Source organism: Halorhabdus sp. CUG00001 (assembly GCF_009797925.1).
Taxonomy (GTDB): domain Archaea; phylum Halobacteriota; class Halobacteria; order Halobacteriales; family Haloarculaceae; genus Halorhabdus.
In genome coordinates this window covers 2288336-2312357 of sequence record NZ_VOLB01000001.1, presented here as the reverse complement: position 1 = coordinate 2312357, position 24022 = coordinate 2288336, and the positions used below count along the sequence as shown (strand labels likewise).

Here is a 24022-nt window from a genome sequence, read left to right as displayed (position 1 = left end):
CCATACTAGCAATAGATTTACAACCCGAATTGTAAAAATCTTTTCGCGGGTCAGTTCGTCGACTCGAGGGACATAACGCGCCTTCGAAGAGACGCCCGCAGACGGCGACGTCCCGGACAGCGGTGGGACACAGCGAACCGATCGGCTGGCACAGACGAATTTGCCCGTGATGGCGACGTCCCTCGGGTACTCCTGAACGGCTGGTGACCGTAAACTGGCACTGGCACCTGATCAGGCAACGCTGTCTTCGGCGGGAAACTCGAACACTCGCTGTTCACACTCCGGGCAGACGAGGAGATCCTTCGGGGGGACACCGGAATCCGCGTAGGCCCCACAGCAGTTGGCCTCTGTCGAGGGGACGATCTCGGAGCCACAGACGGGACAGACAGAGAGAAACATCCGGAGAGAGCGTGCCCCGGCGAGTCGAAGCGAATCGTCGAGAGACGATTCCAGCGCCCGATAGGCACCCAGTTCGGTGATTGCGACGAGTTGGGAGAGATATTCGTCGTTGGCCCCGAGCACGAACCACAGTTGGTCCTCGACGTCCAGTGGTTCGGCGTCGGTGATATGTGGAATCGTTCGTTCGATCTCGGTTGCAAGCTCCTCGTCGGAAAGGGCCGCGAGTCGCTGCATTTCGTCGTGCCAACTCGAATCGACCGCATCAGTGAGTTCGACCGTGTCGTCGGCGACCGTGACGACACCAGCTGCCGCGAGTTCGTCCAAGACGGCATCGCCGTCGTCTTCGACGTCGCCGAGCGATGTAGATGCTTCGGGACCTGGTGTCGGTGTTCCGTCGTGAAATATCGAGGACGGGATCGGGGCCGCCTCGACGAGGCGCGGAGCGAACTTCGGCGTGTACGGGACCACATAGCCACGGAGGTAAACCAGGCCCGCGCCGATCGCGGCTACCGCGAGACTGGTGAGCGTTCGCTCTCGTCGATACAGCAGCGCCGCGGCCACACCCACCAGAACGGTGTTGACAACAGTACACGGCAAGCACCGATTCTCGCCGGTGTAGGCTGGCTCCGTGAGTTGCTTGAGAGGATCCATATCTCCGATTGTCGTGACGGGTCGTAATGACTGCTGTGGATACGATGTCTCACAATGACACTCACGTGGCGGAGGGCCAATCGAGCAAGCGAGAGCGAAGGCAGTCTCGATAGATGATCGCCAGGCCGCCTGCCAGGGACGCGTTCTCGTCGTTGTGGGGGCACCCCGGAAGGAAATGCAGCGGCTGTTCGAACGTCGAGCAGTGAACCCAACCGAGCGGGCGTCTGTCACCGAACTGCGCCAACGATCGATCAAAACAGCAATGAGCGAGGCCCGCAGATGAGCGTACGAGACCCAAACGAGAGCTCGCGTTGTGAGACGGGCCAGGACCGATAACGCCGTCAGTGCCGACACCGGGATGCCAGCAAAGCGAAAGGGGACGGTAGGCTCGAAACGAGCCAGCAGGCAGGTTGCCGTCCCGTCTCTCGGGACGATCGGACGGCTATATCCGGTCGATCCGGGAGTGACCGACGACGATTCGTCTCACAGAGTGACGCGGACAAGAACACCCCCACAGGAGGCACCGACTCGGTGCCGGCGGTCGAAGAAACTAACAGAAGAGCGGAGCATCGAGCGCTAGTGACGGACACTGCACACAGTATAAGAGAAGCCTGATACGATGGTTAGACACGATCCCGATGTCAACCCAGCCAACTGGGACGACAACAATCCGGTAGAAGCACTACACGAACGACTCACGGACCGCTATGCCGACCACCCTGAGGCCGAGACCATCCTCGACCGTCTCGAAGCGAACCTACAGACGTTCTGGGAAGCGTTCTCGACGGTCTACGGCGACGACGCCCGATCGGCCGAGTGGGCGATTCGAGCCGTCGATGCGGCGGTTTCGGGATACGAAAGTCGCGACGAGGAACTCCGGGCACTCGATCGTGAGCGCGCCCAGCAGCCCGACTGGTTCCAGCAACCCGACCACGTCGGGTACATGGCCTACGTAGACCTGTTTGCCGGTGATCTCGATAGTGTCCGCGAGAAGATCCCGTACCTGAAAGAGCTCGGGGTGACCTATCTCCACCTGATGCCACTGCTAGAGCCCCGGGACGGGCGGTCTGACGGAGGGTACGCAGTCAAAGACTACCGGTCGGTCGATTCCGATCTCGGGACGATGGGGGATCTCCGCACCCTCGCCGCGGATCTCCGAGAGGAGGACATCTTGCTATCGTTGGACTTCGTGATGAACCACACTGCCCGAGAACACGAGTGGGCACAAGCCGCCCGTGCCGGCGAGAAGCGCTTCGAGCAGTTCTATCTCACCTTCGAGGACCGGACCGAGCCCGACCAATACGAGGAGACCGTTCCCGAGGTCTTTCCCGACTTTGCGCCGGGCAATTTCACCTACGATGAAGCGATGGACCGGTGGGTCTGGACGAGTTTCTACGACTTCCAGTGGGATCTCGATTACGCGAATCCGGACGTCTTCGTTCAGATGCTGCGGGAGATGCTGTTTATCGCAAACGTTGGGACGGATTCGCTTCGCCTCGATGCAGTCCCATTCCTCTGGAAAGAGATGGGGACAGACTGCCGGAACCGGCCGGAGGCCCACGAGATTCTCCGGGCCTACCGCGCCCTGGTGCGGATTGCCGCGCCGGGTGTCCTCTTTAAGGCCGAAGCGATCGTCTCACCCGAAGAGACGGTCAAGTACCTCGGGACGGGCGGCCACGAGGGCGAGGAATGTGAGATTGCCTACGGCGCGCCGCTGATGGCCCACGCCTGGCACGCACTGGCCCGTGAGGACGCCCGATTGCTCTCTCAGGCGATGGCAAAACTCCCACAGACACCCGAGTCGGCGACCTGGCTCAACTACGTCCGGTGTCACGACGACATCGGCTGGGGACTGGACAACGGCGACGTCCAAGCCGCCCTCGGGCGCGATCCGACGGCCGAACGCCGGTTCTGTGCGGACTTCTACGCCGGCGACACGACAGACAGTTACGCAGAGGGGTACCGTTTCCAGGTCGATGAAGCGACCGGCGAGGCCCGTACCTCCGGAACGATGGCGGCCCTAACCGGTCTCCAGCGTGCCCAAATCGAAGGCGACGGTGAAGATGTCGATACGGCGATCCGCCGTGGCCTCCTGTTGCACAGCGTCGTCTACGCAATGAAGGGCATGCCACTCCTCTACAGCGGCATCGAGATCGGACAGCGCAACGACTTCTCGTATCTCGCTGATCCGCTCAAGGCCGACGACAACCGGTGGGTCCACCGCCCGTCGTTCGATTGGGACGCCGCCGAGAAGCGAACCGAAGACGATACCGTCCAACAGCGGCTATTTGACGGGATCGCCGCGCTCTCGGATGCCCGAAAGGGACTGACGCCGGTACACGCCCAAGGCGACGAGCGCGTCCTCGAGGTCGGGCCAGCCGAGGTCTTCGCCGTCGAGCGCGTCTACGACGACGAGCGCATGCTGGCATTCGCGAACTTCTCGGGCGAGCCACAGGCAGTGCCACTGGACGGACTCGCGGACGTCTGGACGCGGGGCGGACTCGTAGACATCCTCGACGACGAGACAGTGACCTTCGCCGACCGCCGACTCTTGGTGGCTCCGTACGGGTATCGGTGGGTCCAGCCCGCTCCCGAGTTCGAGTCGGGTGAGCCAGTCTCGACGCCCATCGCGGTCGATGTCGAGACCGAATGGGGAACGGAAGTCTACCTCACAGGGAGTCTCGACGCACTCGGGAACTTCGATCCCGACAAAGCAGTCCCGATGGCCGCCGACGAGTACCCGACGTGGACGGCCGAGATCGAGGTTCCCGAAGGCACCACCTTCGAGTTCGAGTGGCTCAAAAAGCGTGACGGCAAGGTAGTCGAGTGGTCACCAGACCGCTACGGGGCAACGGCCGGCGATGGGACAGTACTCAGCGGGCTGGATCGTCCGTAACCAGGGTCCGACACGGGACCGGGAGACAGGTTACGGATCGTTCGGCAGTGGTTCGTCCTCGTGCCAGTAGTTGCCACCCTGCTCGAACAGCGTCGGCGTCTCGAAGACGGCGAGCGTCTCGACTTCGACGGTCACCGCGTCGTCTTTGCGATCGACGAGCAAGTCCTCGCCAGTGAATAGATCGTGTGTCTCGACCGGCAGCCGGAGGTCGACCCAGTGAGAGTGATCAGCGAAGTTGATCACGACGACGCGTTTTTCCTCGCCAGCGTCGCGGCCAAACACCAGCACGTCGTCACCGGCCGCCGCCCGGTGGGCCTCCCGAACGAGGGTCGCCTCTGGACCCAAGACCGGCGACTCGTGATAGAAGTCGACGAGGGCCGAGACGAACTCGAGGTGTGGGGCGTCGTATTCCGCCCAGTTCATGAACGCCCGCTTGTACGGGTCGGCCTTGATGTCGCCCGTCTGGTCCTCGCGACCGGCATAAGGGCTCTCCCGGCGCTCCCCGTATTCGGAGATCAGGCGCTCTTGGCCATAATAGAGGAAGGGGACGCCCGGCAGCGTGAACGCGGCGGCGAGGGCCGCACGCTGGGCCGCCGCGGGGTCGGTGCGGTGGCCGTTGGCTGTCGCCTCGTAGTAGAGTCTGGACTCGTCGTGGTTCTCGGTGGCGTTGATGACGCGTGAGTACGACGGGAAGCCATCGTTTTGCCGCACCTCGATGGCACCGATGAGGTCTTTTGGCGGTCGTTCCCCGCGAGCGACGGCGTGGGCCGTCCGCATGAACTCCGTCGAGTCAAAGTGCAGGTCGAATTCGGACTCGCCCATCTCCGGGATGCGTGGGATCGATTCATCGAGCCACAGGAAGGCCTCGTCTTTCTCGCGGGTCAACCGCCGGGCTTCCGTCCAGAAGGAGTGGGGGACGCCCCACGCGATGTCACACCGGAACGCGTCGACGATATCCGACCAGAAATCCACGACGGCAAGAATGTGCTCTCGCAGCGCCAGATTACCGTAGTTCAGGTTCGGGTGCAGGCGGACGTCGAAGAAGCTCGTCTGGGCCGGGGTGGCGTCGATGCCGTTGGTCCGGGATTGGCGGTCGAACCAGTCGAAGTACGGCGAGTCGGTATCCCAGGCGTCGACCTCGGGGAACCCGTTGGGATCTTCCGGACCGTCGCCGAGATCGGCGATCGTGTCTTGCCAGTACGCGTGGTCCCAGCCGACGTGATTGGCGACGAGATCGAACGCTACTTTGATGTCGTGATCGTGGCAGGTCTCGACGAACGCTTCGAACTCTTCGATCGTCCCCAGATCTTCGGCGACGGTAAAGTAATCGCTGGTATCGTAGCCGTGGGGACCGCCCGGCGGGGTGTCGGCCGTCCCGCTCCAGGCAGGGACGATCGGCGTCAACCAGAGGAGGTCGATGCCCAACTCGTCGAGGTACTCTACTTTCTCGGTGAGGAACTCGAAGTCGGTTTCGCCCTTTTGGCCGGCAAACGACCGCGTGAAAATCTCGTAAACGACGGCATCGTCGAGCCACTCGGGGGCACGATTAGGGTAAGACACCGCCGTCTCGTCCGGGTCGAGGACGATCTCGTCGGTCGTGCCCAGGCGGACGCCATCGTAGGGAGCGGCGAACACTCGCGTCGGCCCATCCAGTGCCTCGATGGGCACGCGGGCAGTGTTCCCCTCGACGTCGATCTCGTCACGATCGAGAGACGCGGCGTCGTGCGGGAGAACCAAGACAGCCAGATCCTCGGGGGCCGCGTAGCTATCGGGCGCGAGTTCCGGGTTCGATTCGATCACGAACTCACCGGCGTCAGCATCGTAGGCCCCGTCGAGTGCGAGCCGTGGCGGCCCGCCGGTCGCCTCTCGGGCGTCGGTCGGGAGTTCGTCTTCGATATCGAATAGCTCGGTGCCGTCTTCGGTAACTGGCGGCGGAACCACCTCGATGGTCAGCTCGTGGGTACCGTCTGGTGCATCGAGTTCGAAGACGTACGTCCCCGATTTGTCCGGTTCGAATTCGGCGGTATTGTGTGTCCCCTCGTCGTACTGCTCGGCGTCGTTCTCGAAGGGCGTCGGCGCGTACTCGAGGCCCGCTTTGCTGCCCTCTGGTTTCTCTCGGAGGCGCCAGACGAACGTCTCTTTCCGATATGGGTCGGGATCGCGTTCAGGCGTGCCCGTGATCGTCGGCGCGAGGTTGTCTCTGTCGTAGCCATGTTCCATGTCGACGTAGATCGGGTCGGCGATGCTCTCTCCCAACTGGAGAAACCGTGGCGGACCCGGATGGTGGCTGTCAGAATCGTCGTGTTCTGTCATCGTATTTATCGAGTGATGTTCTCTCCGCCATAAGCGGAGAGGGACGGCGTCCCGTACCGCAAGTCGGACATTTGCCGGTCGACGAGACGGCCTGTTCTCTCGTGGTGGACGTCCCGCCCGCGCAGTCGAACAAGTGTGGCGATAGCTGTGCCACACAGCCGTTAGCTATCACCGAGTGGGAAGTCACGGGGAGCGGTTTCTGTCTGCTGGTACCGATTCCGTGCACGTCGCTCTGTGCAACGATACCGCATCGGGTGCACTCCCACAAGCCACGCCCAACACGACCGGCATCATCTTCGTCCGTACACACTGGGCGGCGATGATAACCGCACTCGCCGGGCATTTCGACCGTTAGGCCGTGTAGTCGATGAGATGCAGCAACCATCTGGGAGTGGTTCTGGATACGACAGACCCAAAGGCTGCATGCGGTTTATATCTGCTACTCATTGGTATGGGTCGCTTATTTTTAAACACCGTGGAATGGCCAGCTGTGGTGTTGCCGATGGATTGTATCGTGGAGTGCCAGCGCGAATCCACGGTCGAATAGCCGTAGTATTGCGTTTGCTCCGCCGATAATGCGAAAGGGTGTCCGAGAGCGTGGTCCCCCTTGGCCAGTAGAGCCCCGAGGCAGAGTGGTCGGTGAACGTCACTCCCACAGTTATTTTCAACACCCGTACCAAACAGGTAGATTATGTCCATGCACCATCCTGGACCACCGCGCTTTCTCGCCGTGGGAGAGTCGACCGAGCTCGCCCCGCGAAAGCCCGACCCGTCGGGTACGTACACCTGGCGTATCGAGGAGGCTCCAGACGGGAGTCACACAGTAGTGGGCGACGATGCCGTCGAGACGTTCGCCCCGGATGTCCCGGGGCGATACACTATCGTCCTCTCAGCACCGGACGGGGAACACGAACTCACCATCCGAACGTTCCCGGCTGAGATGGCAATCGCCGACGAGACAGCGACGCCCACGAACGGACACAGCGGCGCGAGCGGTAGCAGTGAGACTGGAAAGACAAGCGGGACCACAGGCCGATCCGATTCGGGCGTTGGCTCCGGGCATGGCCCTCCAAAGCCCGGCAAAGCGCGACCACGACTGACACTCGAAAGCGAACAAGACGGGAGCACAGTCGTCTTGCGAGCCCAGCCACAGACCGAACCACACCGCGGCGCGCCAGCCGCTGATCTCGACGTCGAATTCTACGTCGACGACCGTGATACACTGGATGGGTATACAGTCGACGGTCGTGAACTACACGTCCCAATCGAGGCACTCGACGACGACGCCCGCGTTCATGCCATCGCGGTCGGCGAGCAGTACAGCGTACCCGATTCGGTTTGCCTCCACCCGGATGGGACTGTCGACCGGCTCAACGAGCCCCCGGCCTGGAGCAAGGAGATGACGCTCTCGGAGATCTACGTCCGAGGATACGTCGACCCCGAGCCCGGCCAGTCGATGTTCGAGGCGATCACCGAGAAACTCGATTACATGCAAGATCTCGGCGTCGACACGCTGTGGTTCACGCCCGTCCTCCAGCATGACGGCAACGATCACGGCTACAATATCACGGCGTTCTTCTCGATCGCAGAAGACCTCGGTGGGGAAGACGCGTTCCGGACGTTGGTCGCCGAGGCCCACGATCGGGACATGCGCGTCCTCTTCGATCTCGTGCTCAATCACTCGGCCCGGGACCACGAGTTCTACCAGCGTGCCCTGGCCGGTGACGAACAGTACCTCGAATGGTACGACTGGAAGGACCGCGAGGCCCGTGAACCCGAGACGTACTTCGACTGGGAGTTGATCGCGAACTTCGACTATACGAACCTCGAAGTCCGTCGCCACCTGCTGGATGCGGTCCAGAAGTGGGCCGGGATCGTCGACGGCTTTCGGTGTGACATGGCCTGGGCTGTCCCCATGCCATTCTGGCAGGAAATCCGCGAGACAGTCAAGACCGTCGACGAGGAGTTCCTCTTGATGGACGAGACGATTCCGTACGTCGCAGACTTCCACAACCTCTGTTTCGACGTCCACTTCGACGCCGGGCTGTACTTCGACCTGTTGCAGATCGGACGGGGCAATCAGCCGGCCAAACAGCTCTATGAGTCCCTGGAAAGTCGCTACCGGATCGGCTTCCCGGATCACGCAGGCTTCCTGACGTACATCGAGAACCACGACGAGGAACGGTACGTGTCGGCAGTCGGGACCCACGCTGTCCGGGCGGCCGCGACAGCGACGTTCACGCTGCCCGGCATGCCGATGCTCTATGCGGGCCAGGAGTTCGGCGAGCGCAAGCGGCGCGGGGAGCCCGACTGGGACCACCCGGACGAGGAGTTACTCGAATTCTACCGACAACTCAGTAGCACGCGCGAGGAGATCGACGCCCTAGGAGGCGAGGCTGAGTTCGAACCCGTCGAAGTCGAAACAGACTCCGAACGAGTCGTAGCCTACGCTCGCGGGAGCGGGACGGACCGCTACGTCGTCGTGTTGAACTTCGGCCACGAACCGAGAGCAGTCAGACTCCCCGAGACAGCTGTCGAGCCAGTCGACGAACTGAGCGACGAGAACGTAGCCACAGAGGCCGGTGTTACCGTCGAGGACGCCGTCATCCTCCCGGCAGAGTAAGGAAACGGGAGCGTTTCGACCGGGTGCGTGAAAAGACGTGTACACGGCTGGGCAGTCCGCCAGTGCCGGATGTCGTACAGCAGCCAAGAGAAAACAGGCAGAGACTCCACGAAGGCACCGCCAGTGAGTTCGAATCGTGCCTCCACGCTGGCACGGCAATCGTGTCTCCGCGCCGCCACAGTGGTTGATCACGCGTGCTCCCCGCTGGTCGAAGGCGGGCGAGTGGACGTATCGAAGCGATTCCCGCGACGAACACAAAAGAGACGCGAAGAAAGTGTTCTCAGCGCCGGTCAGTTCGTATAGGCGTCCATCAGGTACTCCCGGACCATCCGGCGAGTGTGATAGTACGGACCGTTGAACGCGATCGTCTGGCGCATCACGTCGATCCACTGCTCGCGGTCGTCGTAGTACGTCGGGACGACTTCGTTCTCGAGTTGATCGTACAGCGCCATCGCGTCCTGACGGGTCTCTTCTTCGTCGGAGGTCTGGTCAGGGGTGCTCTCTGCAGGTTCGGGGCCGATTTTCCAGCCTGTTTCGCCCTCGATGTGGCCCTCGACCCACCAGCCGTCCAGGGTTCCAAACTGCGGGATACCGTTGTAGGCAGCCTTCATCCCGGAGGTCCCACAGGCTTCGAGTGGGCGGCGAGGGTTGTTGAGCCAGACGTCGACACCCGAGGTCAGCTTTGCGCCCAGTTCCATGTCGTAGTTCTGGACGTACTCGACGTCGACGACGCCCTCGAGGTCTTTGGCGTTGGCGACGACATCGCGGATCTTCTGCTCGCCGTTCTCGTCTCCCGGGAACGCCGTCCCGGCGTAGATGACCTGGAAGTCACCGACGGTCTCGGCGATCTCCCGTAGACGGTCAGTATCGTAAAACAGCAGGTCGGCACGCTTGTAGGCGGCCGCCCGCCGGGCGAAGCCGATCGTCAGCGTCTCGGGATCGAGGTCGGCGCCCTCACGCTCGTTGATGAACTCGATTGTCTCGCGCTTCTGTGCCTGGTGGGCCTCCCAGAGATCCTCGTCGGGAAGCACCGTGGCGTGTTTGAACTTGTAGGGGTTCTCGCGCCACCCCGAAATGTGGTCGTCATAGAGGTCACCGAAGGCGTCCCCGATCCAGTAGGGGACGTGAACGCCGTTGGTGATCGCATCGATGTCGAACTCGGGGAACATGTTCTGCGAGACCTCCTGGTGTTTCTTGGCGACACTGTTTGCGTACCCCGAGAGGTGCAACGCCAGCAGCGACATGTTCAGGCCCTGATCGTGACTGTAGGCCCGAAGCGCGTCGACGTCGAAGGACGGGCCGAGGGCGTCCGTGACCATCTCCCAATCGAACTCGTCGTGACCGGCCTCGACCGGCGTGTGGGTCGTGAACGCGCTCTTCTCACGAACCTGCTCCGGGGAGAGTCCGCGGCCCTGCAGCAGTTCGGTCGTGAGAAACGCCGCGTGGCCCTCGTTCATGTGGTAGGTGTCGACGTCGTAGCCGAGTTCGTCGAGGATCCGGGTCCCGGCGATCCCGAGAACGAGTTCCTGGGCCAGAGTGACGTCCTCACCGTATCCCGGCGCATAGAGGCGCTGTGTGAACTGACGGGCTTTGTCGTCGTTGTCGTCGACGTTGGTATCCAGAAAGATGATCGGGACGACGCCGTCACTCTTCGTCGACTCGACGTCGTACCGCCAGGCCGTCACGGTCACATCACGGCCGAACACGGAGACGGTCGTCTCGACGTCCAGTCGGTCACAGTGTTTCTCTACCGGCCAGGGGTCCGGTTCGCTGATCTGTGAACCGTCTTCTTCGAGGGTCTGTCGGCAATACCCTTTCTCGTTGAGCTGTGTGACACACACAGCGGGAACCTCCATATCGGCCATCGAGCGGATCGTGTCGCCGGCGAGGACACCCAGACCGCCGCTGTAGGTGTTGAGGGCATTGTCGATGGCGATCTCCATCGTATAGTAGGCGATGCGTCCATCGAAGTCGGTGGTCGTATCGGTTGCGGTCATCGTTCTCGCATCTCGATTACCCGCATTTAAAAATCTGATGGAATATTCGAGTGCTAACGAAAACGACAGATATCGAATGAACGACCGATACTGCTAAATACCGACGTTAGAAGAGCTCAACGATGATTTTTCGCTATTTTATATTCAATCTGAAAAAGAGATAGTTTTATTCAGATTTCTGCGATCCTATGTTTTTATAAGCAACTCGCGTCGCGCGGGCAAAGCGTGAACGTGTCCAGTTCCTCACGTGGTGAAAAAGCGCACACTGAGGACGATAGCGAACCCGATCGTCCCGACAACGCCGTAAATGATCGCGACGGCGAACAATAGTCCAGCCAGCTCGTTGAGTAACGTTTGTTCACCACCTTGCCCGCCGGCGAGAACACTCGTCATGACTGATAAGAGTACCACAGCCAGCTCCAATACGACGAAACCGACGATTGCCGGGTGGTCGTCCCTGAAGCCACCAAGCAGCGACTGTGGAGCCGCTTTGGCGGTAGAATCTGCGTTCATACTGGTACATTCTCGTCTTCCGTTATAAATATTGTGTCACCAATCGGGGTGAACAACTGGAGCACAAATTATTTCAACCACGGCTATAAACTATGGGGGTATGCCGGACGGCAATACCGACGCGACGGAGATGAACTGGATGACACGACGCCGGCTGCTGGGTGCCGGCGGTGCGGCGGCAGTTGGCATGTTGGCCGGGTGTGGTGGCGGCGACACGACGACACAGGAAGACAGCAATGGGACGCCGACGGAGACGGACACCGGAGGGGGAGACACTGGCGAGGAAACCGAGACCAGCGAGCAGGGCGATCCGGCAGATCCAACCCTCTCGTTCGCCCAGTGGCCCAATCCGAATTCGTCGAACTACAACCCGTACAACACGAAGAACTTCCCGAAGCCCCGCCGGTTCATGTTCGACCGGTTCATGTACTTCAACCTGGCGTCGGGAGAGTACGAGGGCTACGCTGTCTCGGATTGGGAGTGGGACGGCAACACGATTTCCCTGACCGTCCGGGACGGGCTCACGTGGCAGACGGGCCAGTCCGTCACCGCCGACGACCTCCTCGCCCAGCTCGAACTGGACATGTACACCGGCGGGACCCTGAAGAACTACCTCGCTGGGGACATTCAGGAATCCGTCCAGAAGATCGACGACAAGACGGTCGAGCTCCGGTTGAGCGATGTCAACACGTCCATCGCGATGGGCCTGTTGCAGCCAAAGCACATTTACACGCCCTACACTCTCGATGGGGCGTCCTACGACGGCTTCGGGCGGTTCGTCGAGCGCTATCACGACGCCACGACGGACGACGAGCGCTCGGCAGTCACCAACGAACTGACCAGCAAGTGGACGATCACACCCGACGACGATCCGGTCGGCGCTGGTCCCTTCCAGTTCGAAGACGCCGATTCACAGCGGACCCTCCTCACGAAGTACGAGGACCATCCGGATGCGGACCAGTTCAACTTCCCGGAGATCGAGTACCTCTACGCGCCGTCGAATCAAAAGCGCTGGCAGATGCTCCAGAACGGGGTCACGGACGGGTACGACACCCTGTTCATGCCCCAAAACCAGGTCAAGAAACTCCCCGAAAGCGTGACGATCGGAACCATCCCGCGCCACTACGGGATGGGACTGATTCCCAACTGGGACAACGAGCACCTCGGTAAGCGAAAGGTCCGCCAGGCGTTCGCCTACGCGATCAGGCGTCAACTCGTCGCTCGTAACTCCGGCGGCGGCACCGGCACCAAGGCCGGCGTCAACGTGCCGAGTGGAATCACCAGTCAGCTGACCGGTGACGTCAAGGAGTGGCTCGGTGACGACTACGACAAGTTCGAAAAGTACCAGTACGACACCGAGAAGGCAGCCACGCTGATGCGCGAGGCCGGCTACTCCAAATCCGGCGGCATGTGGCGCGACAGCGACGGGAACAAGATCTCGATGAATCTGAAAGTGACGTCGGCGTTCTCCGATTGGGTCTCTGCCGACCAGACCATCGTCTCACTGCTACAGGACTTCGGGATCGACGCCAATTTGATCACGGAATCGTCCTCGACGTACTGGGGGAAATCCTACGTCAACAGCGACTTCGATATGGCCACCCAGTCCTGGACGGACTACGGCCGACGGTACCCGTTCTTCCACCAGAGCTGGATGCTCAACAGCAACGATGCGACGTCCTACTGGAACGTGCCCGAGACCGTCGAGGTCCCGCCGTACGGGCAGCCGGACGCCGAACCGGAAGAAGTCAACCCGCTTCCGAAGCTCCAAAAGCTGTCGTCTGCGACCGGTGACCAGGCCGCGCAACTCGTCAAAGAGCTGGCCTGGATCATCAACCAGTCACTGCCGGCGATCCCGATGATGGAGAAACAGGCCCAGACGTTCATGACGACCGACGACTGGAACGTCCCGGCCAAGGATAGCGACAAGCTCCAGACCTACTGGCCCAACGAGTGGCTCCCGCGACGGGGAGACTGGACGGCCAAGCTCGAATAGACAACGACACACCGGCTGGCGAGCGAGCGGTTGTCCACCACACGCCGATCGTCCACTTCCCCACAGGGTCGCTCGCTCGGCACGCCGGTGACGAAACCACCACAAATACTTCCGTTTCGTCCACAATACACGACGAATAACCATGAATTATGTACTAAAACGAACCGGACGCGCTGTCTTTACCGTCTGGGCCGTCATCACGCTCACGTTCGGGTTGATCCGATTGTTACCCGGTGGCCCAATGCAAGCCCTGCGCGGCTACCTCATGCAGCAAAATCCGAGCATCTCTCCATCCGAGTTGCAGGCACGGATCGAGGCATTGACGGCGATCTCTCCGGACGAACCAATCTGGGTACAGTACGGCAATTATCTCTGGGGGCTCCTCCAAGGTGACTTAGGCCAGTCCGTCTGGCTCAACGAGCCAGTCTCGATGGTCCTTGCCGAGCGAGCGCCGTGGACGCTGTTCATCATGACGACTGGGTTGTTCCTGATGTTCGTCATCGGGATCGGACTCGGGGCGTTCATGGCCTACCGGGAAGGGAGCAAATTCGACATCACGACGACGGGCGTTGGGATCCTCCTGCAGTCAGTCCCGTTCTACGTCGTTGGACTGGTGTTGATCGCGTTCGTCGGCTACCAGTGGGAACTGTTGCCCACCGGGGGCCACTACGCGTCCGGGGTCACACCTGGATTGAACCTCGAATTCGTCATTAGCTCGATCAAACACGCGACACTCCCGGTCGGCTCACTCGTGTTGACCGGGTTCGGGGGCTGGGCGCTGAACATGCGGGGCAACAGTATCCGGATCCTCGGAGAAGATTACCTCCGGGTCGCGCGACTCCGGGGACTCTCGGAGGGCCGCATCGCGCTGCGATACGTCGGCCGGAACGCGCTGTTGCCGATGTACACGCTGTTGCTCATCTCGATTGGCTACATGTTTGGCGGCTCGGTCATCCTCGAAGAGATCTTCGCGTATCCGGGGCTGGGCCGGAAGCTGATCCAGTCGATCGGGCGGCGTGACTTCCCTGTGATGATGGGTGCGTTCCTCCTCATCACGATCGCAGTGGTGATCGGCGTCTTCATCGCCGATCTGACGTACGGTCTTATCGACCCGCGAGCTAGCGGAGGTGCTGAACGTGAGTCGTACTAACGCAGATTCGGAGTATGCATTCGAAGTAACGGCCGAAAAGACACTGTCACGGCGCGATCGGATCCGCCATCGCGTCGACCAGTTCCTGCTTGCCCCAGCCCGGATCCTCTGGACAGACTGGCGAGCACGCATCGGACTATTCATCATCGGGCTGTTCCTCTTTCTCTCGTTGATCGCGCCTAGCCTGGTCGCGCGGCCGGAACCACTCGGCCCGCTCCTGGCAGCACCGTGGCCGTGGGGAACCCTCGAATATCCGCTTGGGACGACCTATCTCGGCGAGAGCGTACTGGCACAGCTCGTCCACGGCGCGCCGAGCATGCTGAAGATGATCCTCTCCGGGGCCCTGTTCACCGTCGTCGTCGCGACGGTAATCGGGACGACGGCCGGATACAAGGGCGGGACTGTCGATGGCGTCCTGATGACGATCTCTGACATCGCCATGACGATCCCCGGCCTGCCCCTGGTTATCATCCTCGCGGCATCGCTGCCGATCGCCGGGAATCCGTACCTCATTGGCATTCTGCTGTCGATCAACGCGTGGGCGGGACTGGCCCGCTCGCTGCGCTCGCAGGTGCTGACGCTCAGGGAGTCTGAGTACGTCGAGGCCTCACGGATCATGGATATCTCGCTGACGCGCATCCTCGGGATCGACATCATTCCGAATCTGATGCCGTACATCGCGATGAACTTCGTCCAGCAGGCCCGCTGGGTGATCTTCAACTCTGTCGCACTGTACTTCCTCGGCGTGTTGCCCTACAGCAGCACGAACTGGGGAGTGATGATGAACTCGGCATACCAGAAAGCCGGTGCTGTCACGTCACTCGAGGCGTTCCACTGGCTCGCAGTGCCGATGTTCGCAGTCGTCCTCGTCGCACTCGGCCTGACGTTGCTCGCGCAGTCGGCAGACAGGTTATTCAACCCGCGCGTGCGTGCGCGCCACGCCGAGACAGTAACCGGGGAAGACGGACCCGAAGAGGACGAAGAAAGTGAACCGACAACCTCCGTAGGAGCGGTTTCATAATGGCAACGAACGATTCTATCGACACGGTGACGCAGGCGGAACCGATCGGCGGTCAGCAAGACGATATCATGACCGTCCGAGATTTGGTCGTCTCCTACGAGACGGGCGAAGGCAAGGCAAACGTCGTCAACGGCGTCGACGTCGATATCCACCGAGGAGAGATCCTCGGTATCGTCGGCGAAAGCGGCAGTGGCAAGTCGATGTTCGCCTCGGCACTGCTCGACGCCGTCGAGAAGCCCGGAAAGGTCTCGGGAGACATTACCTATCAACCAGCAGAAGGTGAGGCGATCGACGTCCTCGACATCCCGACCGCACAGCTGAAGTCGCTTCGCTGGGAGGAGATTTCGATGGTCTTCCAGGGGGCACTCAGTTCGTTCAACCCGACGATGACGATCAAGGGCCACTTCGAGGAGACGCTCAGAGCCCACGACGTCGGTCAAAACGAAGGCATCGAGCGGGCCAGGGAACTGCTCTCTGACCTGTATCTCGATCCGGATCGGGTACTGGATTCGTATCCACACGAACTCAGTGGCGGCATGTCCCAGCGAGCACTGATCGCGCTGAGCATCGTCCTCGAACCGTCAGTGCTAGTCATGGACGAGCCGACCGGCGCCCTGGACCTGTTGATGCAGCGCTCGATTTTGAGCCTGATCGACGACGTCCAGGAGAAGTACAATCTCTCGATCGTGTTCATCACCCACGACCTCCCGCTGGTCGCGGGGCTGGCTGACAGATTGGGTGTCCTGTACGCCTTCGAGATCGTCGAGTTGGGGCCATCAGACGAGATCATCACGGAGCCGGGCCACCCCTACACCAGATCGCTGTTGAAGGCCGTTCCGAACCTCGATGCGCCACTGGACACGATGCAACCAATCGACGGATCGGCCCCACATCCCTCGAATATCCCGGCAGGTTGTACGTACGCCGACCGGTGTTCGCTCGCGACCGAAGAGTGTCTAGAAGAACACCCGCCCTTCCACGACATCGGGACGGACAACGGCGGGGCAGCGTCGACGGACGAAGACCACTTCGCGGCGTGTTATCATTGGGAGCGAGCCAGAGCGGAGATGCCACTCGAGATCGACGCCGACGCCTACGAGGGTACCGTCGATCGGGAACGGCGCCCGACGGCCGACGACGAGACAGTCGTCACTCTCGATGACGTCGAAGTCCACTTCGAGAAAGACCAGAACATCCTCGATCTCTTCGAAGAGCCGGACATCGTCCGGGCCGTCGACGGCGTCTCCCTGGAAATTCCAGAAAACGACGTGGTGGCGCTGGTCGGGGAGAGTGGCTGTGGCAAGACGACGCTTGGCAAGACCGGGATCGCCGCCCAGCGACCAACGGGCGGGACTGTCTCCTATCGAGGTCAGGACATCTGGGCCACCAAAGACGACGGGATCGGCGAGATCGACTACAAGGAGATCCGCAAATCCCTCCAGATCATCCACCAGGATCCGGGCGGCGCGTTGAACCCCAACCGGACCGTAATGGCATCTCTCGCCGCACCGCTAAAGCGGTGGCAACCGGACTTAGAGAGCGAAGACCGACAGGCACGCGTCCTGGGAATGCTCGAGCGGTGTGGGCTCGAACCGGCAGCTGATTACGCCAATCGCTATCCACACCAACTGTCGGGTGGCGAACAACAGCGGGTCGCACTGATCCGCGCACTGTTGATGAACCCCGACATGATCTTGGCCGACGAGGCCGTCTCGGCGCTCGACGTCTCGCTGCGCGTCGAGATGATGAACCTCATGTTGGAGCTCCAAGAGCAGTTCAATACGTCCTACCTGTTCATCTCTCACAACCTCTCGAACGCCCGGTATCTCGCCGAGAAATCCGACGGTCGACTCGGCATCATGTATCTGGGCGAGATCGTCGAGATCGGTCCTGCGGGCGAAGTGCTCACAGATCCGAAACATCCCTACACGAAAGTCCTGAAGTGGGCAACTGCCTCGGTCGAACCCGACCAGGAGGTTTCGGAGCCGCCGATTCGATCGATCGACATCCCCGATCCGGTGAACCCGCCGTCGGGCTGTCGGTTCCACACGCGGTGTCCTGAAGCCCGAGAAGTCTGTAAACACGAGTCTCCGGCCCTCGGTGGCGACATCGAAGGTGGACGAACCCATTCCGCAAGTTGCTTCCGGGACGACGAAGATCACGAATACTGGGACAGTGAACCGCTCACCGACGAAGACACAATGGCTTCCATCGACGAAACGGTATAACGCCCACATTCGCCTGTCATGAGTCAAGCGAAACAGCGATCACAGATCATCGAGCAACTCGAACGGCTCGACCTCTCGGATAAGGAGATCGAGACGTATCTGGAGATCCTTGATCTGGGGAAGGGGACTGCGAGTGAGATCGCCGAGAACGCCGATATCTCGCGGCGATACGTCTACAGTCTCGTCGAAGAGCTCGAAGACCACGGCTTCGTGAAAGTCCACGACTACACCGAACCCCGGATCATCGAAAGTCGACCGCCACAGGAAGTGATCGACGAGATCGTCGGCGATCTCGAAGCGGTTGGTGATCTCCTCTCACGGCGATACGACGAGAATCCCGACGAGATGATCACCTTCGACGTGATCAAATCCCGCCAGACGGCCCTCAAACAGCTTCGAGAAATGATCGGGGACGCCGAAGAAGAGCTGTTCCTCGTCGCCCCGAAGTCCACCTTCGACGAGCTGCGGCCGTCACTCTCTGGGGCGATCGATCGGGACGTCTCGATTTACCTGCTGAAAACAGCCGGGAACCGACAAGACCTCAGAGAGAATACCGAACAGTACGAGGGCGCCGCGACCGTCGTCCGACATTGGGGAGAGCCGACGCCGTTCGTCCTGGCGCGGGACAACCGGGCTGGCATGATCGGTGATCACGACCTCATCGCCGGGTCACGGCCCGAAGCGGACAGTATCTCGGTCGTCGAGCGACGCCTGACGACCGCCCTGTTCGGTTCGTACGTGAGTGGGTTCTGGCAGATGGGCGAAGAGATATATCTGGCTCCGCCGCGGGACCTGCCGCTCACCTACCATCATATCCGCCCGGCAGCCATTCAGGCGATCCTCCACGTCGCCAGAGACCAACCCATCAAGGCCACGGCTACTGCCGTGCCGGTCAACGGGACCCGGAAACGAGAGATCACAGGCGATGTCATCGATGTCATCCAGGGCCTCGTCGCCCCCACGACGAACAGTTTCCCCCTCGAATACGGCCTCAAACTACAGATCGGGGCAGATGAGATCAAAGTGGGTGGCGAAGGGGCGTTCCTCGAGGATTACCGGGCACTTGATATCACCCTGCACAAGTAATAGAGTAGCTGCCAGCTATGAGTATGAACACGCTGTGGTCGTTCCTGTTGACGATGGATCTCATCCTGATGACGATGCTCGCACTGGTGTTCCCAGTGATCGAACCTGGCACGGCCGTCCACGCCATCGCAATCGTGACAGGTATCCTACAGCTCATCATTCTGGCCGGTATCGTCCTCATTCTCCGTGTCGATTGGGTGCCGTTTTCGGGATCTGAAGCGTAGCCGACACCCGGCGCTGATTGCTCGAACTCACTTGGTTCTCGAGTCGCACGTGAATGGTGATCGGTCAAAACCCGGGGAATGTGCGTCGCTCGCGGATTTGCTCGCGACAGAAGTGCACCGTGAGACGAGTGCCGCCCGTCTCCCGTGCCCTCGTTCGCTCGCGAACGCTCGCTCACGAGAACTCCGGCAGGGATTGAGCCGAGTGAAGACGTCCCGGGGTGCTCACTTCGTTTCAGTTCTGGGACTGTGGCCCCGGTTCAAATGCTGCATGCGTCACTCACGGATTTGCTCGCGACAGAAGTGCTCCGGCAGGGATTTGAACCCTGGTCCTTGCCGTGAGAGGGCAAGATGATTGGCCGGACTACACCACCAGAGCGCACTCAGACGTTGCGTAGAGACGGGTTTAACGGTTCCGCTTTCACTCGATTACGCTATTCTCTCACAGGGCCACGCTCACTGCTCGCTGTCATCGATATCGTCGAACGGTGATCGAGCGGCCGCAGGCTCGTTGCCCGGCAAACTAATGATGTTCTCTCGGCCGACCCGCAGTTTGGTGATCTCGTCGTCGTCTTCCATCTCCGAGAGGAGCATACTCACCTTGGACTTCGACCACTCGGTGGCGTCGACGATAGCGGTCTGTCGCATCCGCCCACCATGCTCCTCCAGAAGATTCACAACCCGATCACGGTCGCTGAGCAACTCGGCCTCGTCGACGCTCGGTTCGGCGGGGGTGGGGGAGTCGGCCACAGTGTCGGCCGGTCGGTCAGTGTCGTCGGTGGTCGTCCCGCTGGCGCCCGCTTCATCCGGGTCGAAGACGCCATTCAGCCAGGCTGCAACCCCGATCCCGAGGGCGATGAGACCGAGTGCTGCCAGGACCACCAGGGGACCGAAATCGGGACCCGTGGCCCCGGCGGCGGTCGTCGGCGATTGACCGGTGGTCGTCAGGGCTGGTGTCGCAGTCGGTGTCGATCCGGTTCCGCCTGGCTCGGTCCCGCCGGCTTGGCGCGTTGTCGTCGTTGGCGTGAGAAGGGCACTGGACGGTTGGAAGACGACGGACGGATGCTGGTCGGTGAACGTTTGCTCGCCAACCCAAGTGATGGAGTCGCTCTGTGGGATCGTCAATCCGGAGCTGTTGGTCGGTGATGGGGTGGCGCGTTCGAACGCCAACTCGGGCCCGGCGACGAACCGCAGTCGCTGGTCGGACTGGATGTGGAGGCCGCCCTGGAAGACGTCACTCACGAGGATGTCCTCGCCCTGGCGTGTCCCGAAGTTCGTCCACGTGAACGACATTTCGACGACGCCACGGTTACCCAGTGGTGTGACGTAGGCATCACGGCTGAAGTTCGTCGCGTTCATCGAGCGCCCGGTGACGTTCGCCCCAGTCGCCGCGAGCGCTGTTGCTTGATCGACGAACCCAGCATACAGATCCGTCTGGTTGGTCCGGAAGTTCGCTGCAAACGCCTCGAAGTTGTCCCGTTCAGACTCGTTGTCGCCGAATACCCGCGCATACTGGAACGTCCAACGTGCAGCAGTCGTCTGTGAAACCTCGATGCGGAACAAAGTCTGATCGAAGTCCTCGGCCCCGACCGCCAGAAGCGTCGCCCCACGATCGGGAGCCGCGACGGCAGGTGAGGGGGAAGACGGAGCCGCCTCGTCCAGCTGGTCACCGGACGAGAAGGCAAGAGGCAGACCGTTTGCAGCTGCGATCGGGGCCCCGACGAGGGCGGCGACCACCAGGACGAACCCGACCGCAGCGACCCGTCGGGACATCTGTTCGACTAGTCCGCTCGCCAGCATATAAGCGCTGTGACTGGGTTCGTCCCCGCCACGTCGGGTGAATCGGCGACCAATTACGCCACGAGGTCCGTGGCCAACACCTCGACGGGATGGGGCGGATCGTCACTGGCAGTCTCACCTTCGCCGATCTGGTGGCGGCAAGACGCACCAGGGGCGATGACGCGCTCGCCCGGACTCGACTCGATCTGATCGAACAAGATCTGCCCGACGGCCTGGCTCAACGAGTAATGTTCGGCCTCGTAGCCGAAGGAACCAGCCATCCCACAACAGCCGCTGTCGAGATGATCGACTGCAAACCCGACGCGCGACAGCACCGACGACGTGTGATGGTCTTTCTTGACGGCCTTCTGCTGGCAGTGTCCGTGGTAGGTCAACGTCTCGCCGGTCGGCTCGACGTCAAGTTGCTCGACCAGCCCGTGCGTCTCCAGATACTCGAAGACGCCGTAGGCGTTCTCGGCGAGCGTTTCGACGTCCGAACCCGAGAGGAGATCCAGATAATCGAGCTGGAACATCACCGCGACGGAGGGTTCGACGCTCACCACGTCCCAGCCCTCGGCGACCCGGGGCGCGAGCGTATCGACGTTCTCGCGGGCGTGCTCGCGGGCCATATCGAGAAAGCCCTTCGAGTGGGCTGCCCGGCCGCTGTCTTCGACCGCGGCGGGGACCTCGACGTGGACCCCGGCAGCTTCGAGCACTTCCACGGCAGCTTTGCCGGCCTGGGGCCGGTTGTAATTCGAGAACGTATCGGGAAACAGCAACACCTTGTGCTTGGCCTCCTCGATGGGGACCTGCGGTCCGCGGTCGGCAAACCAGTCGACGAACGTCTCCCGGTAAAACGTCGGGAAACTCCGTTCGCGAGCGATCCCGAGAAGTTTCTCCTGGAGGAAGCTCGCTCCGGGCACCGACTGTGCCCAGTTCGAAACCGGCGCGAGTGCACTCCCGAGTGGGAACAGTCGATCGACGTTGGCAAACAGCTTGTCCCGGAGGCTGGAGCCGTGTTCCTGGTGGTGCTGGTGGACGACTTCGGCTTTGAGCTTGGCCATGTCGACCTCGCTGGGGCAGTCTTTGGCACAACCTTTACAGCCGATACACAGATCGAGCACCTCCGTGACGAACTCCTCGTCGGTCACGTCGTCGGGCAGGTCGCCACTCATGGCCTGGCGGAGCATGTTCGCTCGACCCCGAGTCGAGGTGATCTCTTCCTCGCTTGCCCGGAAGGTGGGACACATCACGCCGCCGGTCGTATCCTGGGGACCGCGACACCCACCACAGCCGTGACAGAGTTCGACCATACCCTGCATCCCGTTGTCGTTGTCCCAGTTGAGGGTCGGCTCGAACCCGAGCTCGAAGTCGTAGTCGGGGCTGAACCGGAGGTGCTCGGTCATGTCGTGGTCGCCACAGATGTTGCCCGGATTGAGCAACCAGTCGGGATCGAACGCGGTCTTCAGTTCCTCGAAGGTCTCCCAGAGATCATCGCCGTACAGTTTGCGGTTGAACTGCGAGCGAGCCCGCCCGTCACCGTGTTCGCCAGAGACGCTACCGCCGTACTCGACGACCAGATCGGTCGCCCCTTCAGCGATAGCCTCGAACTGCTCCATGCCCTCCGTGGTCTTGGTGTTGACCAAGGGCCGGATGTGCAGACAGCCCGGGCCGGCGTGGGCGTAGAAGGCTGCAAAGGTCCCGACGTCTTCGAGCAACTCCTGGAAGTCCGCGACGTATTCGGGGAGATTCTCCGGCGGGACGGCCGTGTCCTCGATGAAGCTGATGTGTTTGGCGTCGGTCGTCCGGCCCAGCAAGATTGGGTTGCCGCTCTTGCGGAGTTTCCAGAAGCGCTTGCGCTCGTCGTCGGCGTGGGCCTCCTGAGCGTCGAAGGCGTAGTGGGGATCGTCGGTGATCTCTGTGGCCCCGTCGCTGGGTTGCAGTTCGCTTTCGCCATCGGGCACACGGTCGGCGATCAGATCGGCGACTTTCTGGCGGCCCTCCTGGTCGGTCTCGGCGTAGAATTCGACGAGCAACATCGCCCCCGTCCCCTCTGGAACCATCTCCGCGACGAGCGGGCCGAAATCCTCGGTTTGTCCCGCAAGCTCCAGCAGTGTCTCGTCGAGCACTTCAAGCGCCGATGGATCGTGTTCGAGGATGACGGCGACGTCTTCCATCGCGGCGACGAGATCCTCGTAGGCCAACAGCGCGATGGACTTCGTTTCGGGGACCGGCTCCAGGGAGACCTCGGCCTCGGTGATGACGGCGAGGGTACCCTCGCTCCCGGCCAACAGGCGCGCGAGGTTGACCGTGCCCTCCGCGGCCTCCTCGATCAGCCGATCCAGGTTGTATCCCGAAACGTTGCGTTTCAGGTCCGGGAACCGCTCGTCGACGGTGTCGGCCTCCTCCTCGAGAATCCGATCGACCTCCGCGTAGATCCGCGATTCGAGGTCGCCGTCCGGATCGGCTCGATCCTGTAGTTCCTCCAGCGTGACCTCGCCAAATTCCGTGACCGTCCCATCCGCGAGGACGACTTCAACCGAGTCGACGTAGGCGTCGGTCTTGCCGTACTTCAGCGAGTGTGAGCCGGTAGAGTTGTTGCCGATTGCGCCGGCGACGGCGCTTTTGTCGCCGTAGGCCGGGTCGGGCGCGAATTTGAGATCGTGTTCGGCGAACTCCTTGTTCATGTCGCCGATGTACGTCCCGGCTTGGACCCGAGCCCGAGCGTTCTCGGGGTCCGTCTCCAGCACCGAGTCCATGTAGCGAGTGAAATCCAGGACCACGGCCTCGTTGACAGTCTGGCCGGCCAGACTCGTACCCCCACCCCGTGGCAGGACCGGAATCTCCCGTTGGGCACAGTATTCGACGACACTGGCCACGTCGGCCGTCGATGTCGGGAAGACGACGCCGATGGGCAACACCTCGTAGGCGCTTGCGTCGGTCGCGTACAGTTCCCGTGAATACTCATCGAAGCGGACGTCCCCGTCGATCCGCTCGCGAAGATCCGCGACGAGCCCCGGCCGCTGTACCTCCTCGCTCGTATAGTCATAATCCGCGCGGACGTCCGTAGCCGGATCCGTGTGCTCGGGTACCCCCGGTCCGACCTGGTTACTCGTTCCCATGGGAGTAGGCTACGACCCAACCGAGAT

General features: G+C 61.5%; 14 protein-coding genes and 1 tRNA gene. 8 read left to right on the top strand and 7 right to left on the bottom strand.

The window, feature by feature from the left end; translation table 11 throughout:
* Positions 1–231: 231 nt before the first annotated feature.
* Complete coding sequence (locus FR699_RS11450) at positions 232–1050, bottom strand: hypothetical protein (RefSeq protein ID WP_158855492.1); 819 nt, start codon at positions 1048–1050, stop codon at positions 232–234.
* 619 nt (positions 1051–1669) lie between these two features.
* Between FR699_RS11450 and FR699_RS11445 the strand changes: the two genes are divergently transcribed.
* On the top strand, positions 1670–3946 hold the full coding sequence (locus FR699_RS11445; RefSeq protein WP_158855491.1) for an alpha-amylase family glycosyl hydrolase: 2277 nt from the start codon (positions 1670–1672) through the stop codon (positions 3944–3946).
* Positions 3947–3976: 30 nt separating this feature from the next.
* Here FR699_RS11445 and FR699_RS11440 read toward each other — a convergent pair whose 3' ends face one another.
* Positions 3977–6259, bottom strand: coding sequence for an alpha-amylase family glycosyl hydrolase (locus tag FR699_RS11440; RefSeq protein WP_158855490.1), 2283 nt, complete (start codon positions 6257–6259; stop codon positions 3977–3979).
* Positions 6260–6950: 691 nt separating this feature from the next.
* Between FR699_RS11440 and malA the strand changes: the two genes are divergently transcribed.
* Positions 6951–8882 carry an alpha-amylase MalA gene (malA, locus tag FR699_RS11435; RefSeq protein WP_233263404.1) on the top strand — a complete coding sequence of 644 codons (1932 nt, stop codon included), beginning with the start codon at positions 6951–6953 and terminating at the stop codon, positions 8880–8882.
* Between the two features lie 290 nt (positions 8883–9172).
* Here malA and glgP read toward each other — a convergent pair whose 3' ends face one another.
* Together glgP and FR699_RS11425 are read right to left on the bottom strand one after the other, a co-directional pair.
* Entirely contained in the window at positions 9173–10879 is a 1707-nt protein-coding gene (gene glgP, locus FR699_RS11430) for an alpha-glucan family phosphorylase (RefSeq protein ID WP_158855489.1), read from the bottom strand.
* Between the two features lie 243 nt (positions 10880–11122).
* Complete coding sequence (locus FR699_RS11425) at positions 11123–11392, bottom strand: hypothetical protein (RefSeq protein WP_154552644.1); 270 nt, start codon at positions 11390–11392, stop codon at positions 11123–11125.
* 100 nt (positions 11393–11492) lie between these two features.
* Between FR699_RS11425 and FR699_RS11420 the strand changes: the two genes are divergently transcribed.
* From FR699_RS11420 to FR699_RS11395, 6 genes are all read left to right on the top strand, one after another.
* The gene (locus FR699_RS11420) at positions 11493–13388 is read left to right on the top strand and encodes an ABC transporter substrate-binding protein (RefSeq protein ID WP_158855488.1); all 1896 of its coding nucleotides are present in this window, start codon (positions 11493–11495) and stop codon (positions 13386–13388) included.
* A gap of 142 nt (positions 13389–13530) precedes the next feature.
* Positions 13531–14538, top strand: coding sequence for an ABC transporter permease (locus tag FR699_RS11415; RefSeq protein ID WP_158855487.1), 1008 nt, complete (start codon positions 13531–13533; stop codon positions 14536–14538).
* Entirely contained in the window at positions 14525–15559 is a 1035-nt protein-coding gene (locus FR699_RS11410) for an ABC transporter permease (RefSeq protein ID WP_229770463.1), read from the top strand. The genes FR699_RS11415 and FR699_RS11410 overlap by 14 nt, the downstream gene beginning before the upstream one ends.
* Positions 15559–17787 (top strand): ABC transporter ATP-binding protein, encoded by a 2229-nt coding sequence (locus FR699_RS11405; protein ID WP_158855486.1) that lies wholly within the window; start codon positions 15559–15561, stop codon positions 17785–17787. Before FR699_RS11410 ends, FR699_RS11405 begins: the two co-directional genes overlap by 1 nt.
* 18 nt (positions 17788–17805) lie before the next feature.
* Positions 17806–18873: a TrmB family transcriptional regulator sugar-binding domain-containing protein gene (locus tag FR699_RS11400; protein WP_154552649.1), complete on the top strand. Its 1068-nt coding sequence runs from the start codon at positions 17806–17808 to the stop codon at positions 18871–18873.
* Positions 18874–18890: 17 nt separating this feature from the next.
* On the top strand, positions 18891–19097 hold the full coding sequence (locus FR699_RS11395) for a hypothetical protein (protein WP_154552650.1): 207 nt from the start codon (positions 18891–18893) through the stop codon (positions 19095–19097).
* A 301-nt stretch (positions 19098–19398) separates the two neighbouring features.
* Here the strand turns inward: FR699_RS11395 and FR699_RS11390 are convergent.
* The 3 genes from FR699_RS11390 to FR699_RS11380 all read right to left on the bottom strand — a co-directional run bounded on the left by FR699_RS11390 (position 19399) and on the right by FR699_RS11380 (position 23995).
* Positions 19399–19473: transfer RNA gene (locus FR699_RS11390), tRNA-Glu, on the bottom strand.
* 77 nt (positions 19474–19550) lie between these two features.
* Positions 19551–20867 (bottom strand): helix-turn-helix domain-containing protein, encoded by a 1317-nt coding sequence (locus tag FR699_RS11385; RefSeq protein WP_154552651.1) that lies wholly within the window; start codon positions 20865–20867, stop codon positions 19551–19553.
* Between the two features lie 80 nt (positions 20868–20947).
* A complete protein-coding gene (locus tag FR699_RS11380) occupies positions 20948–23995 on the bottom strand; it encodes an FAD-binding and (Fe-S)-binding domain-containing protein (RefSeq protein ID WP_154552652.1) in 3048 nt (1015 codons plus the stop codon).
* Positions 23996–24022 lie beyond the last annotated feature (27 nt).